The 14,447-nt window shown below is 53.6% G+C and carries 12 protein-coding genes and 1 riboswitch; of the genes, 11 read left to right on the top strand and 1 reads right to left on the bottom strand.

The genetic code is table 11. The features are described 5' to 3' along the window. Positions 1-568: 568 nt before the first annotated feature. A complete protein-coding gene (locus tag NYE26_RS19390) occupies positions 569-1,330 on the bottom strand; it encodes a TIGR02206 family membrane protein (RefSeq protein ID WP_339249404.1) in 762 nt (253 codons plus the stop codon). 281 nt (positions 1,331-1,611) lie between these two features. On the opposite strand from NYE26_RS19390, the gene NYE26_RS19385 reads away from it, so the two are divergent. The 11 genes from NYE26_RS19385 (at position 1,612) to NYE26_RS19335 (ending at position 14,409) form a co-directional block, all read left to right on the top strand. Continuing rightward, entirely contained in the window at positions 1,612-5,121 is a 3,510-nt protein-coding gene (locus NYE26_RS19385) for a collagen binding domain-containing protein (protein ID WP_339249402.1), read from the top strand. A gap of 365 nt (positions 5,122-5,486) precedes the next feature. After that, on the top strand, positions 5,487-5,888 hold the full coding sequence (mscL, locus tag NYE26_RS19380; RefSeq protein WP_209870079.1) for a large conductance mechanosensitive channel protein MscL: 402 nt from the start codon (positions 5,487-5,489) through the stop codon (positions 5,886-5,888). Positions 5,889-5,994: 106 nt separating this feature from the next. Beyond that, positions 5,995-6,168, top strand: a riboswitch (FMN riboswitch). 223 nt (positions 6,169-6,391) lie between these two features. Continuing rightward, positions 6,392-7,498: a bifunctional diaminohydroxyphosphoribosylaminopyrimidine deaminase/5-amino-6-(5-phosphoribosylamino)uracil reductase RibD gene (ribD, locus tag NYE26_RS19375; protein WP_209870076.1), complete on the top strand. Its 1,107-nt coding sequence runs from the start codon at positions 6,392-6,394 to the stop codon at positions 7,496-7,498. 26 nt (positions 7,499-7,524) lie between these two features. Continuing rightward, positions 7,525-8,193, top strand: a complete 669-nt coding sequence (gene ribE, locus NYE26_RS19370) for a riboflavin synthase (RefSeq protein WP_339249399.1) — start codon at positions 7,525-7,527, stop codon at positions 8,191-8,193. 62 nt (positions 8,194-8,255) lie between these two features. Further along, a complete protein-coding gene (locus NYE26_RS19365; protein ID WP_209870071.1) occupies positions 8,256-9,509 on the top strand; it encodes a bifunctional 3,4-dihydroxy-2-butanone-4-phosphate synthase/GTP cyclohydrolase II in 1,254 nt (417 codons plus the stop codon). 42 nt (positions 9,510-9,551) lie between these two features. Continuing rightward, a complete protein-coding gene (gene ribE / locus NYE26_RS19360; RefSeq protein ID WP_036727378.1) occupies positions 9,552-10,019 on the top strand; it encodes a 6,7-dimethyl-8-ribityllumazine synthase in 468 nt (155 codons plus the stop codon). Positions 10,020-10,152: 133 nt separating this feature from the next. Beyond that, positions 10,153-10,944, top strand: coding sequence for a segregation/condensation protein A (locus NYE26_RS19355; RefSeq protein ID WP_036727376.1), 792 nt, complete (start codon positions 10,153-10,155; stop codon positions 10,942-10,944). Then, on the top strand, positions 10,913-11,509 hold the full coding sequence (scpB, locus tag NYE26_RS19350) for an SMC-Scp complex subunit ScpB (RefSeq protein WP_036727407.1): 597 nt from the start codon (positions 10,913-10,915) through the stop codon (positions 11,507-11,509). Before NYE26_RS19355 ends, scpB begins: the two co-directional genes overlap by 32 nt. A gap of 176 nt (positions 11,510-11,685) precedes the next feature. After that, positions 11,686-12,384 carry a DUF2953 domain-containing protein gene (locus tag NYE26_RS19345; protein WP_339249397.1) on the top strand — a complete coding sequence of 233 codons (699 nt, stop codon included), beginning with the start codon at positions 11,686-11,688 and terminating at the stop codon, positions 12,382-12,384. Positions 12,385-12,464: 80 nt separating this feature from the next. Beyond that, positions 12,465-12,959, top strand: coding sequence for a GerW family sporulation protein (gene ytfJ, locus NYE26_RS19340; RefSeq protein WP_076079149.1), 495 nt, complete (start codon positions 12,465-12,467; stop codon positions 12,957-12,959). A gap of 166 nt (positions 12,960-13,125) precedes the next feature. After that, positions 13,126-14,409, top strand: a complete 1,284-nt coding sequence (locus NYE26_RS19335) for a D-alanyl-D-alanine carboxypeptidase family protein (RefSeq protein ID WP_339249395.1) — start codon at positions 13,126-13,128, stop codon at positions 14,407-14,409. Positions 14,410-14,447 lie beyond the last annotated feature (38 nt).

The following is a 14,447-nucleotide window of genomic DNA, read 5'->3' as shown; positions in this document are numbered from 1 at the left end:
TGGGTAATCCAGCCGGGTGCTTTTTGCCGTACGGAGAATTGTATGAATATTAGTTGGATTTCTTCCACTTGCTCAGGAGCTGAGGAAGGCTTGTCAGGAAACAGTTGGAAAAAAAGCACTTAAAATGCTGCAAATCGAACAGAGTGGAGTGAATACACAAAATTAAATGACGTTTATCCAATTAATTTCCTCGAAAGCTCCAAATCATCCGAAACAAGATACGTTATTCCAACTAATATGCCCCTGAATCCGCAGAAAGTGGGCGCGAGGCAGGAATGAGGAGCACAAGTGCCCCTGAATCCGCAGAAAGTGGGCGCGAGGCAGGAATGAGGAGCACAAGTGCCCCTGAATTCGCAGAAAGTGGGCGCGAGGCAGGAATGAGGAGCACAAGTGCCCCTGAATCCGCCGAAAGTCGGCACGAGGCAGGAATGAGGAGCACAAGTGCCCCTGAATCCGCCGAAAGTCGGCACGAGGCAGGAATGAGGAGCACAAGTGCCCCTGAATCCGCCGAAAGTCGGCGCGAGGCGGGAATGAGGAGCACAAGTGCCCCTGAATTCATCCCCTCCGTTTACCGGCCAAGTTTCCGGCTGGCTGCGGCACGGCGGGCGGTGTACAGCTCCGGCAGCTTGAAGAAAATCAGGAACATCAGGAGGAAGATGACGAAGGCGAAGGCTTCTTCAACCAGCAGATAGTAAGGATAAGGGCCGAAATAGTCCAGTACCGAGAACGTGCTGGGCTTGTGCATCAGGAACATATAGTTGGAGTCCAGCAGCACATTGGCGGCGTACACGCATGCTGCGACAAGATTCAGGCAGAGCATGGTGAAGAACAGCGAGCGCCAGGTGGGCTTATATCCTTCGACCCAGGTCATGTACAGAGATGCAAGTATGATCGACCCGTGGGCGATGAAGAACAGCAGGAAGCGGAAATGCGGAAACGGATAGACCAGATTAGGGGTAAGCAGGGCAATGAATGCACCGCCGATTCCGGCAAAATATAGAAAGCTGAACAGCAGTCTGCTGCGCGTGAGCAGCAACACGACCGACAGGAGCAGGGTAATTCCGCATAGTTCCAGCGGCAGGGAGGAGCTTCGGCTCCAGCTGTCATGGGACAGATACCAGACATGCAGGCCTCCCTCAGAAGCAGCCAGCAGCAGGATCAGCAGCAGGCGTACGCCTAATCGCAGGCCGGACCGGCTGCGGAGGGCGAAGCGGGCCCCAAAGAGCGCCAGGCAGCATAGAGCAATAATAGCCAGGGCAACGAGATGGGAGACGGAGAGCATGACGAAATCACTGTCACGGGCACGGTCCCAGAATAAAGTACGGTTCACTTGAAATCTCTCCTTGAGTCCTGAAGTAAGAGTTGCATAATAATTTCTTTAATTTTAACCATTTCTGATTCTAAAGTTCTACTCTTAGGTGATATAAGTATATATCGTCTGTTGTGGGCAGAAAAGTCAGGTTTACTAGTTTATTTACATAAGATGGACTCTTAGCCCGTATACATAACGAAGCTTCAGGTGGAGTGTGTCCTTACCGGTGCGTTCAGCAGCCATCTTTTTAGCAGGTATGCTTCAAATCATTCAATCGAAAGAACGGGGGCTTATGGGAAATGGTGAAAAAAAGAACAAGCCTGGCAGTAGTCCTGGTCATGTTATTTGTGCAATTGGTCTCAGGGCTGGGCTTCACCCGGCAGGCGACAGCGGCGGCCATTGAACAGGACCGGGACATTATTACGAGCGTATCCATGGCGGTATATGGTCCGGATGGACAGACGGTGACAGGCAGTGTGTATGATGTGGATTCCACCGTGAGGCTGGACTATACCTGGTCGCTTCCTAACGGTCACGGCTATAGCCAGGGAGACACTTTTGCTTTCCAGCTTCCCGAGCAGTTCCAGCTCTTCAATGACATTCAGGGCGGACTGGAATCGGACGATGGGACGGTAGGCACATTCACAGTCAGCCAGGCTACCCATCAGGTAGTGATGACGTTCAATGATTACATCGAGAGTCATGCCAATGTGCAGGGGACCTTACGTATTAATACCCAATTTGATAAAAAAGTGATCAGCGGCAGCACCGTCCAGCAGATTCTGTTCCCGGTGAACGGCGGAGTCCAAACGGTTACGGTATCGTTCAAGCCCACTGTAGGCTCGACGATTACCAAGAAGGGAATCTCCAGCGGCTTCAACGCGGATCATATTGACTGGACCGTCGATGTGAACAAAAGACTGGAGCCGGTAAGCGGCGCTGCTGTGACCGACCCGATTCCTGCCGGGCTGGCACTGGACAGCACGGTTACACTTGCCGTCTACCAGCTGAATGTTCAGCTTGACGGCACAGTTACGCAAGGCCAGCTGGTAGACAGCAGCAAATATACTGCCGGTGTCTCCGGCGGGACGCTGAAGCTTCAGTTCACGGACCCTGTGATTACAGGGGCATACCGTATCGCTTATACCACGCAGGTAGTGAGTGATAACTTGTCCAGCTTCACCAACCAGGCAACCTTCACAGGGGACGGCCGTGATCCGGTAAGCGCATCGGATACAGTAGTCATTGAACGGGGCGGCAGCCTTAACAAAAAAGTCGTCCGTTATGACTGGGGCACTCAGACCATTAACTGGGCTATCGAATACAACTACAATAACCGGACGATCTCCCCGGAGAACGCGGTGTTGACGGATGTGTTCAACAGCTCCCAGGTGCTCCTGGAGAACTCGGTGCGGATCTATCCGGTTACGCTGAATGCAGCCGGAGAAGCTGCTAAGGGCACGGCTCTGAATGCAGGCAGTGATTACACAGTAACACCAGTTAGCGGCGAATCCGGCAACGGATTCAGACTGGAGTTCAAGAATACGGTGAAATCGGCTTACCTGATCGAATATACGACCAAAGCCGCAGACCGTGTGTTTGGCGATACGAAGATTACCAACACTGTCTCTGACAGTACCTATAGCAGCAACGCTACTCAACTGATCCGGCCTATTATTATCTATAAGAATCTGTCCGGGGTGGATTACCACAAACACACGACAGACTGGAAAATCACGTTCAACGGTGACAATTATCCAATGAACGAAGTAGTGGTTACCGACAGCTTCCCGCAGGGAGGACAGAAGTACATCTCAGGTTCACTGGTGGTCCGTACTCTTTCCGGCACAGTGATCCCTCCATCGGCTTATACCCTGATTGTGAATTCACCGGCACAGCCTAATAAAGGCTTCCAGGTGAAGTTCAACGCACCGGTTACAGGTACTTATACTATTAGTTATCAGACGGAATTCAGCAATGACTGGCTTACCGGCAATACGAATGATTTCATCAACGTGGCCCGGATTGACTGGAAGGACAGCCAGAACAAGCCACAGTGGACTGAAGCCAGCGGGAAGTTCATTCCTAATTCCGAGGTGAAGAACAACGGGTTCAAGTCAGGAACGTATGACGCTTCTGCCAAAGAGCTGACCTGGACCGTAGGCGTTAATTACAACAGCAAATCCATTGCCGATCCTGTAGTAACGGATATACTGGGTGATGGTCAGTCCCTTGTACCTGGCTCACTTAAGGTATACAAGATGAATATTGCCAAGGATGGAACGCATAGTCCTGGCGCTGAGGTGGACGGTACTGAGTTCAGCTATAGCGTGGGAAGCCTCAATGAGCTGAGAATTGATTTTGACAAAGCCATTAATTCGCCTTATTATATCGTGTTCAAGACCAGTCTGGCCGGACAGCTAATTGGAACCAAGGTAGCCAATACAGCGAACCTGCTGGATGGCACGAAGAAGGTATCGAAGGATCTGAAGGCTACGGTAGATATCCCGCACGGGGATGAATATGTGTTCAAGGACGGCGCGCAGAACGGAGATAAGCTGAACTGGACCATTGCGATCAACCGCACCCAGTCCCATGTAAAAGATGCCGTGATTACCGATGTGCCAAGCACGAATCAGATCCTGCTGCCGGACAGCTTCCAGCTCTACCGTACGGTTACGGCCGTGAACGGAGAGGTCACGAAGAGCGGCCCTCCGCTGGTGAAGGATACCGATTACAGCTTGACGATCAGCGCAGATGCACAGGGCAGACAATCCTTCGTCTTAAGCTTCCCTGGTGACATCCATTCCGCTTATGTGCTGGAATATCAGTCGCTGATCGTTGCGAACACTGGCGATAAGCTGGTTAACTCTGTGAGCTTCAGCGGCAATAACGTCAAGCTTATCACCAAGGAGACGACCAAGGAGATTATCGTAGGAGTGTCCAGCGGTTCAGGAACAGGCAGCGGCGTCAGAGGGACGCTTAATGTCTTCAAGCTGGAAGCAGGCAATGTTGCAAAACCGCTGGCCGGAGCTACCTATGAGCTATACCGTCTGAACGGAAGTGACCGGGTGCTGGTGAATACCCGCACCACTGATGCAGCAGGCATCGCGGCGTTCAACAATCTGTGGCTGGGCAGTTATGTCCTGATTGAAACAATAGCACCGCAGGGCTATGTGCTTGATTCCACCGAGCATCCGGTGACAATCGGCTCATCGGCCGTGCTGAATCTTACCTTGTATAATAAGCTGGCGGAGCAGCCAACGCCGACGGTGACACCCACGCCGACGGTGACACCCACGCCGACTGTGACTCCTGTGCCGACTGAGACACCTGTAGAGACTACAGTTCCGACTACAGTTCCATCGCCGGTGCCTACAGATTCTACGGGGCCAGAGGCTACACCTGTTCCGACATCACCTACTGGAGGTCCGGTATTTACTCCGGTTCCCACACCTGCCGGTACATTCGAACCGGGAGTCATTATCGATGATCCGCAGATTCCTGCAGGACCAGGCTTGCCGGGAACTCCGCAGCCCTCGGCTCCGGCAGCAACTGTGACTCCGGGACCGGTAGCACCTGAAGTGGTGACGCCAATCGACGATAATATCCCGCTGGGCAATCCGGAAGTAGATGTTGAAGACGATCCGGTTCCGCAAGGGACGGTCTCGGGTACAAACGACGGCAGCGGCAGACTGCCGCAGACCGGCGAGAGCAGCCCGCTGCCGATCTACCTGACGGGTGCAGGCCTGATTCTGGGCGGCTTCATCCTCAGCCGGGTATTCCGCAGAACACGCAAGCAGGACTAGGCAGAATTAGAGCAGCAGGATAGGGTTCCTAAAGCTTAACATGTAAAAAAGGAGCGATTCTCCGTTATTGGAGACTCGCTCCTTTGCGTTTTTTAGAAAATTAGGTACTTCGCATCCCGCTTAAACAGTGGAGCGGACGGACCGATTGTGTAAAAGCGATAGCGGTCGCCTTGGTCTCCGGATTTTCACCGCTCAGGGGAATAAAAAAAATCTGGAGACCACAGCGATTGGAACAACGGTCCGTTTGCGGAGCGTCCATCCAAGTGCACACGTTAATCCTACTCCACTTATACATTTTTCAACTTGCAGGTTGCTATAAATGCTATAATAATTTCAAATTCAAAGTTTCGGAGGGATGGTTCGTCATGTGGAAGGAATTCAAAAGCTTCGCCATGAAAGGGAATGTACTTGATCTGGCGGTGGCCGTAATCATTGGAGCGGCATTCGGCAAAATTGTTACCTCGCTGGTGGGAGACATCATTATGCCGCTTATCGGTCTGATCAGCGGAGGGATTGATCTGAAGGAACTTAGCTTTGGCATTGGTGAAGCGGAAGTGAAGTACGGCCTGTTCCTCCAGACCGTAGTCGATTTCTTCATTATTTCCTTCTCCATCTTCATGGTGGTGAAGCTGAGCAGCCGGTTCAGACGTAAGGAGACCGTCAAGGTTGAGGTTGTGGAGACACCTGCCCCGACACCGGATGTGGTCCTGCTGACGGAAATCCGCGATCTGCTGAGAGCGGACAAGCAGCGTGAGACGGGTGTATAAGGGAATTAAGTTACATAAATATAGTAAATTTCCGAAGCACACTTGCATTTCCCGCAGTGAAGTGATAATTTTGTTGTAGGCGTAACTTGGTATTGAACTGAATAGATCAATCCTTCAGGGCAGGGTGTGATTCCCTACCGGCGGTGATGTTGACGGATCTGGCTGAATATAGCTGGTTCCGGTGCTTAGTCCGCTACCCGCTTCGTATGATATAGATACGGACGGTGGACCCGGTGTAATTCCGGGACCGACAGTATAGTCTGGATGGAAGAAGGAGAGATTCACGCGCCGCGCTTGCAACAGGCGGCCGAGCAGCAGTGTTTTCGGAACTTATGTGCGAACTTTCACAATGCCGGAGGTCCGGCGTTTATTTACGCATATTTTCTTTGCTGCGATCACCTCTCGTATATCCCGTCTTGAACTCCTCCTGGAGATTGAGACGGGTTTTTCTGTTTATAGTTTGGTACACATAAAGACTACAGCCTTGGGATAGGAGGCAAGACATGGATAAGATGAACGATGAGTTTTACATGTCCCTTGCGCTGGATATGGCGGAGCGGGCACAGGGCCAGACGGGAATTAATCCTGTGGTCGGCTGCGTAGTTGTGAAGGACGGCGCCATGATCGGGATTGGAACCCATCTGCAGCGCGGAACCGGACACGCCGAGGTGCATGCGCTCAATATGGCAGCCGGTAAAGCGCAAGGGAGTACAGCCTATGTTACGTTGGAGCCTTGCAGTCATTACGGCATTACGCCTCCTTGCAGCCAGCGTCTGATCGATGAAGGCGTGGCCAGGGTGGTTGTCGCCTGTGAGGATCCCAACCCTCAGGTGGCAGGCCGGGGAATTGCGATGCTGCGCGAGCAAGGGATTGATGTTGAAGTAGGTCTGCTGCGGGGCCGGGCGCTGCGGCTGAACGAGAAGTTCATCAAGTATATTTTGACGAAGCAGCCGTTCGTAACCTTGAAGAGCGCCAGCACACTGGACGGCAAAATCGCCACACGGACCGGAGACAGCAAGTGGATCTCGAATGCAGAGGCACGGGAGATCGTACATACCCTGCGTCATCGCCATCAGGGGATTATGGTCGGGGTGAATACGGTTATTGCCGATAACCCTTCGCTGACGACAAGACTGAATGTACCCGGACGGAATCCGGTGCGGATTATCATTGACTCCTCGCTGCGCCTTCCGCTGGACAGCGCTGTGGTCAAGGACGGACTCGCGCCTACGGTGGTTGTGACGACAGAGGCAGCCGATCCTGACCGCAGAGCAGCGCTGCTGGCTGCAGGGTTAGAGGTGATTGCTGCGGGCAGCGGTCCGCGTGTGGATCTGCAGGCGGCTATGGCTGCGCTCGGTGCAATGGAGATTGGGTCCATTCTGCTGGAAGGCGGCGGAACGCTGAATGGGGCGATGCTTGCAGAGGGACTGGTTGACCGGGTGGTCCTCTTCTTCGCTCCGAAGATTGTCGGCGGCGGCGCGCAAGCAGCGGGTACCTTCGACTTCGGGGGTGTGGAGCTGATGCGTGATGCCATCCAGCTTGAAGGATTGGAAGTGGAAGTGCTCGGGGATAATGTGTGTATCAGCGGCACCCCGGTTCCTCAGCAGTAACCGAATATTCAGGAAGGAGGGATGGTATGTTTACCGGCTTAATTGAAGAGGTGGGAGTTCTGCGCAGCGTCACCAGCGGCGGGGAGATGATGGTGCTGAATATCGGCGCCTCGCTTATCATGGGAGATCTCAAGATCGGCGACAGTGTGGCGGTCAATGGAGTCTGTCTCACGGCAACCTCACTCGGCGACCATCATTTCACCGTTGACGTCATGCCCGAGACGTACCGCAACAGTACACTCAAGGAGCTGCGCACCGGGTCCAAAATGAATCTGGAACGTGCCATGGCTGCAGGCGGACGCTTCGGAGGGCATATTGTCCAGGGGCATGTGGATGGAACCGCTGAGATCCGCAGCGTCAGGCGCGATCAGAATGCAGTGGTGTTCGAGATTGTCCCGGACCGCAAATCCCTGTTCAAATTCATCATTCCCAAAGGCTCCATTACGATAGACGGCATCAGCCTTACGGTTGTGCGGACGGAAGCCGCAACCTTCACCGTGTCGATCATCCCGCACACGCTGGGAGAGACGGTGCTGGCCCACAAGCGGGCGGGAGACCGGGTGAATATCGAATGTGATGTGCTCGGTAAATACGTGGACCATCTGCTCCATTACGGTTCGCGTGCGGGCAATGAAGATGATGGGGGAAGCTCGAAGATCAGCCATGATTTTTTGGCGGCCAACGGGTTCGTATAATCTATAGATCAGGCATACGGCAAGCCGTCAGGCAAGCGTATAGCCATTAGGAGGACGGTAATATGAGCCAGCAAGCTGATAAGGACAGTGTTCTAGACCCGATTGAAGATGCGATCTACGACTTAATGCGCGGTAAGGTCGTTATCGTTGTAGATGATGAAGACCGTGAGAATGAAGGAGACTTCGTCGCTCTGGCGGAACGGGCTACCCCGGAAGTGATTAACTTCATGATTACTGAAGGACGCGGCCTGGTTTGCGTACCGATTACGGCAGAGCGTGCAGAGGAGCTGGACCTGCATCCGATGGTGTCCCAGAATACCGATAATCATGGTACGGCGTTCACGGTATCTATTGACTACGCGGATACGACGACCGGCATCTCGGCCGGTGAACGCTCCCAGACGATTAAGGCCATGCTGGACCCGAAGGCGAAGCCGGCCGACTTCCGCAGACCGGGGCATATGTTCCCGCTGATCGCCAAAAAAGGCGGTGTCCTGCGGCGTTCCGGGCACACGGAGGCTGCTGTTGATCTGGCCCGCATGTGCGGGGCTTATCCGGCAGGTGTCATCTGTGAAGTGGTGAAGGTGGACGGTACGATGGCCCGCCTGCCTGACCTGATTGAGATCGCTAAGAAGCATGACCTTAAGCTGATCAGCATCAAGGACCTCATTCACTACCGTAACGAGAAGGAGCATCTGGTTACCCGTGAGGTAGCAGTGAATCTGCCGACGGATTTCGGTGATTTCCAGACCATTGCCTATACGAATGAGGTGGACGACAAGGAGCATGTTGCCCTGGTTAAAGGCGATATCTCCGGGGATGAGCCGGTACTCGTACGTGTGCATTCCGAGTGCCTGACCGGCGATGTGTTCCATTCGCACCGCTGCGACTGCGGTCCGCAGTTCGAAGCGGCGCTGCGCCAGATTGAAGAAGCCGGCAGAGGTGTACTCCTCTATATGCGCCAGGAGGGCCGGGGCATTGGCCTGATCAACAAGCTGCGCGCCTACAAGCTGCAGGAAGAAGGGCTGGATACCGTGGATGCCAACCTGAAGCTGGGCTTCGCGGCGGATCTGCGGGATTATGGCATCGGAGCACAGATTCTTAAGGATCTTGGCATCCGCCAGATCCGGCTGCTGACCAACAACCCGCGCAAGATCAAGGGGCTGGAAGGCTATGGCCTTGAGGTGGTGGAGCGCGTAGCGATCCAGATGCCGGAGAACAAGGACAATACCAATTATCTTCATACGAAGCAGGCGAAGCTTGGGCATCTGCTGAATTTTGACAAGATCGAACAGAATGAGAATACCAAAATTTAATCATAGATTACCTATCCTATACACGAAGGGTTGATGAGTAGCATGCCGAATTATTTTGAGGGACATTTAGTATCTGAGGGCTTGAAATATGGGGTTGTCGTAGGACGTTTCAATGAGTTCATTACCAGCAAGCTGCTCTCCGGGGCACTCGATGCCTTCAAGCGTCATGGAGTCGCCGATGATGAAGTGGATGTGGCCTGGGTACCGGGCGTATTCGAAATTCCGCTGATCGCCCAAAAAATGGCCGAAAGCGGCAAATATGACGCCGTTATCACGCTGGGTACAGTCATTCGCGGATCTACAACACACTATGATTATGTGTGCAACGAGGTGGCCAAGGGCGTAGCGGCGATTAATCTTAAGACGGGTGTTCCGACTATTTTTGGTGTGGTTACGACGGAGAATATTGAACAGGCCATTGAGCGCTCGGGGACCAAAGCCGGCAATAAAGGCTGGGATGCAGCGACTGCCGCGATCGAAATGGCTAACCTGAATAAGCTGTTCAAATAATACACCTCTTGACGAAATAGCGTAAATCGTGCTTATTTATAAGTATGAGAAGAAAGCATGAATATAGATCTTTCTACTTGTGTAGCGTCCTTGCGGCGCTGCACTTTACTTTTTTTGGGCGGGAGGAAACCGCGTGACTGTATTGTACAAGCTGGAGACGTTCGAAGGTCCGCTCGATCTGCTCTTGCATCTGATTGACAAGGCGGAAATCGACATCCAGGACATTCCGGTCAGCGAGATCACCGAGCAGTATATGGAATTCCTACAGGGAATGAAGGAGCTGGAGCTGGATATCACGAGTGAATTTCTGGTGATGGCTGCCACTCTCCTGTCGATTAAGAGCAAAATGCTGCTGCCGAAGCCGCCCGTCATTGAAATCGAGGATTTCGATTATTATGAGGATGACGGCTATGATCCGCGCGCGGAGCTGGTGCAGCGCCTGATTGAATACCGTAAGTTCAAGAGCATCGCGGTGCAGCTGCTGGATATGGAGAGCGAGCGCAGCCTGATTTTTACGAAGGAGCCTGAGGATCTGGGCCCCTTCGTCCCTGCACAGACGGATAATACACTGAAGGGTCTGCATACCGCCGATCTGATCGCTGCGTTCCGCAAGGCGCTAAGCAAGGCTGCCCGGCGCACCTCGTACCAGCGGATTACCCGGGATGAGATCTCGGTAAAAGATCGTATCCGTGATGTATCCGAAGCGCTTCAGCGCAAAGGGATCGGCGGCAGAATGCGCTTCTCTTCCCTGCTGCATGAGGAGATGGACCGGCATGAGATTGTGACCACCTTCCTGGCCATCCTGGAGCTGATGAAGATGAAGGCCATTTACTGCTACCAGGAGAAATTATTTGAGGATATTGTGATGGAGTGGAGAGGAGGAGAGGATGTCAGTGGACTACAACACGCTGAAATCGATTATTGAAGGCCTGCTGTTTCTCTCAGGGGATGAAGGTCTGTCGGTCCGGCAGATTGCCGAGATTACCGAGCAGCGGCCCGATCTGGCTACAAGAGCGCTGGATGACTTAAGAGAGGATTACCACTCGCAGAGCCGTGGCCTTCAGGTGGTCCAGATTGCCGGTAATTACCGGCTGGCGACACTCCCGGAGCATGCGCAGTATTTCGAACGTCTGGCGTATTCGCCCTCCAGGTCGTCCCTGTCCCAGGCAGCGCTGGAGACACTTGCCATTGTGGCTTACCGCCAGCCGATCACGAGAGTGGAGATTGAGGAGATCCGGGGCGTCAAATCCGAACGGGCCATCCATACGCTGGGCAACAAGGATCTGATCCACGAGGTGGGCCGGGCGGAGGCTGTCGGGCGTCCGATTCTGTATGGCACGACCAAGTCCTTCCTGGACAGCTTCGGGCTGGCCAGCCTGAAGGAGCTGCCGGAGCCGTCGAGCTTCGATACCTCCGAGGGCCTGGAAGAGGAGACCCAGCTGCTGTTCAGCAAGCTGGACAGCCAGATGACCTTCGATGAAGTAGAATAACTGCAGCGGACTGCCGCTGTGATAGAGATGCCGTTGTCCCTTCGGGGACAGCGGCATTTTTTTTCATAAAAAATGGAGAAGTTAGCGAAATTACCGAATGTTATCCAGCCGTAATTGCCATACTAATCCAGAGGCTCCATGTTTATTATTCTAAAGTCTGCTTGGAGGTTAACCGTGTGACGTTATGGCTGGCAATACCCTTAATCCTGCTGCTGCTCGTAGTTCTGCTGTTCCTGCTGGTTCTGGCGTCATCGATTCATTTTCACTTGCGTGTCCGCAGACTTGGTAAGGATGACCGCATCGAATTCGACATCAAAGCTGTATATGGCCTCGTTAAATTTCATTATGAGGTGCCTGCGCTGGTCTTCCAGAGCCTTGAACAGGGAATTAAGCTCAAGGTGGAGACAAGCGGAATCGCACCGGTGAAGCTGGATAGCGAGAAGGAAGGGCAGGTCGATAAGGAATCTGTGACGCAATGGCTAAAGAATGTACGCACTGCGTTACATGCCACCCGCGGTCTGAAAAAATGGCTTAAAGATACCCTGTCCCATATTCAGATCACCAAGCTGGACTGGTCCACGGACTTCTCACTGGGAGAGGCTGCGACGACCGCCACGGCGGTGGGGGCCTTATGGGGACTGAAGTGGACGATGATCGGCGTGCTCTCCCGTATGGTCAGACTGGTGCATAAGCCGGGAATATTCGTGGCACCTGTCTTCCGGGATCAGCCGTCTTTTGCAACGGAAGCCGTCTGCAGCGGCAAGCTGTCCGCCGGATATGCGCTCTATGCGGGACTTCTCCTGCTGCGGCGTGTGTCGAAGGTGGAAGGCGGTCTGGGCCGGTGGAAGAGATTGCTTAGCCGTGAACGATCCTAAATAATCTACATACTCCAATCTATAGTGGGCAAGATAAATACTGCAGGTACATTTATATACACACGAGGAGGAGACAAACAATGTCAGATCATCCGATTCAAGGTCTCATGCAGACCGCAATGGAAAATATTAAAGGCATGGTTGATGTAAATACAATTGTAGGAGATCCGGTTGAAACGCCCGATGGCACCGTCATTCTGCCAATTAGCAAGGTGACGTTCGGCTTCGCAGCCGGCGGCAGTGACTTCAGGGTGGAGGATGATGGTCCGGGCGTGAACAGCAGCGGGTCCGGTGTCAAAATGCTTCCCTTCGGGGGCGGCAGCGGGGGCGGCGTGTCTATTCGTCCAATCGCTTTTCTGGTCGTTGGCAGGGAAGGGGTACATATTGTGCCGCTGGATAATCAGACCCATCTGTTCGAGAAAATTATTGATGCCACGCCTAACCTGCTCGACAAAATCCAGAATATGTTCCAGCCCGGCATGGTTCCCGAAGCCTCAGATATTCCCGGCTCCAAGGTAACCAAAACCGTTGTAGAGACCGGGTCCGGCTCGTCTGACCATTCGTCAACACATTAGGATACAGGGAAATGACAAATTAGCAGGGATATCACCTTAGCGGGTGGTATCCCTTTTTTGCCGGATGCTGGAGGATAGGACATACCTGCCCCATGCCCCGCATACACTTGTACAACCAGGCAAGACTGATGAACCGTTGCGTAAGGAACGGATAAGAAGCCGGAGGATGAACATGAAGACACTAACCCGAAAATCTACGCTGTCCTTACTGTTGTGTGTGCTGCTGCTTGCGCTGGTGCCGGTGTCTGCTGTCCGGGCGGAGAACCTTTCGATATCCACGCATGCGAGGGCGGCGGCGCTGATTGATGTGACATCCGGAAGAATTCTGTACAGCAGCCGCGGAGATGAGCCGATGCTGATTGCCAGTCTGACCAAAATTATGACCGCCCTTGTGGCGATAGAGAACGGCGACATAACGTCGAAGGTCAAGGTCGGCAAAAATGCTTTTGCCAAGGAGGGCTCCTCCCTGTACCTGAAGCTGGGCGAGGAAATGACGCTGAAGGATATGCTGTACGGGCTGATGCTGCGCTCCGGCAACGATGCGGCAACTGCAATTGCCGAGCATGTCGGCGGTTCGGAGCAGGGGTTCGTCTACCTGATGAACGCCAAGGCGCAGGAGCTGAATTTGAAAAATACGCATTTTGCTAATCCGCATGGATTAGATGCAGAAGGCCACTTTTCCAGCGCGAATGATCTGGCCGTATTGACCGCATATGCGATGCATAACCCGGTATTCAAGGAGATCGTAGCTACCAAAGAGAAGACGGCGGACAATCCCTATGAGAAATGGGACTATAAATGGAGCAACAAAAATAAGATGCTGCGACTCTACGAAGGAGCGGACGGGGTGAAGACGGGGTATACCAAAAAAGCGCTGCGCTGCCTGGTCAGCTCCGCTACAAGGGACGGGCAGCAGCTCGTGGCGGTTACGCTGAACGACGGCAATGACTGGAACGACCATGCCTCGCTGCTGGACTTCGGCTTCAACCACTACCCGCTGAAGACGCTGGTCGAGCGGGGCGAGGCCGTCAAAGGCTACAGTCTGGTGACCGGCAAGGCCTTCGCATATCCGCTTGGTCAGGGGGAGGAAGCAAGGCTCGTCAACAAGCTGGTGCTTAGTGCAGCTCCCCAGGCATCTGCGGGTGGCAATGCTGCGGGTACGGGGAGTACAGGTGCAGGCTCCAGTGTAAGTGCAGGTGCGGGCAGGGCAAGCGCGAATGCCAACGGGAGTGAGGGCGATGTTAACTTCGGTCTCAGGGGTGTGATTATTTTGCAGCTGGGAGATAAGGAGATCGGGCGGGTACCGGTGTACACGCCTGGCCAGCTCCCGCCGGAGACCTCACCGTATGAGAAAATATATAACGCTGCGAGCGCCTCCGCCTATCCGGCGGGCAACTGGCTGCAGGCCTTCGGCAGTGCACTGCGGGCGTTGTTCCGCACGGGGGAATAGCGAAAGCATTCTGTAAGACAGAGTATAAAGAATGAACC

Origin of the sequence: Paenibacillus sp. FSL P2-0136, assembly GCF_037975325.1 — a bacterium.
Lineage (GTDB): Bacteria > Bacillota > Bacilli > Paenibacillales > Paenibacillaceae > Paenibacillus_AQ > Paenibacillus_AQ silagei.
Note: the sequence above shows the minus strand (reverse complement) of the source record. Positions and strands in the feature narration are given on the sequence as shown.

Bases quoted from the DNA above. Each gene is read 5' to 3' on its own strand.
- NYE26_RS19385 (WP_339249402.1), top strand. From the start codon at position 1,612: ATGGTGAAAAAAAGAACAAGCCTGGCAGTAGTCCTGGTCATGTTATTT.
- mscL (WP_209870079.1), top strand. From the start codon at position 5,487: ATGTGGAAGGAATTCAAAAGCTTCGCCATGAAAGGGAATGTACTTGAT.
- ribD (WP_209870076.1), top strand. From the start codon at position 6,392: ATGGATAAGATGAACGATGAGTTTTACATGTCCCTTGCGCTGGATATG.
- ribE (WP_339249399.1), top strand. From the start codon at position 7,525: ATGTTTACCGGCTTAATTGAAGAGGTGGGAGTTCTGCGCAGCGTCACC.
- NYE26_RS19365 (WP_209870071.1), top strand. From the start codon at position 8,256: ATGAGCCAGCAAGCTGATAAGGACAGTGTTCTAGACCCGATTGAAGAT.
- ribE (WP_036727378.1), top strand. From the start codon at position 9,552: ATGCCGAATTATTTTGAGGGACATTTAGTATCTGAGGGCTTGAAATAT.
- ytfJ (WP_076079149.1), top strand. From the start codon at position 12,465: ATGTCAGATCATCCGATTCAAGGTCTCATGCAGACCGCAATGGAAAAT.
- NYE26_RS19335 (WP_339249395.1), top strand. From the start codon at position 13,126: ATGAACATGAAGACACTAACCCGAAAATCTACGCTGTCCTTACTGTTG.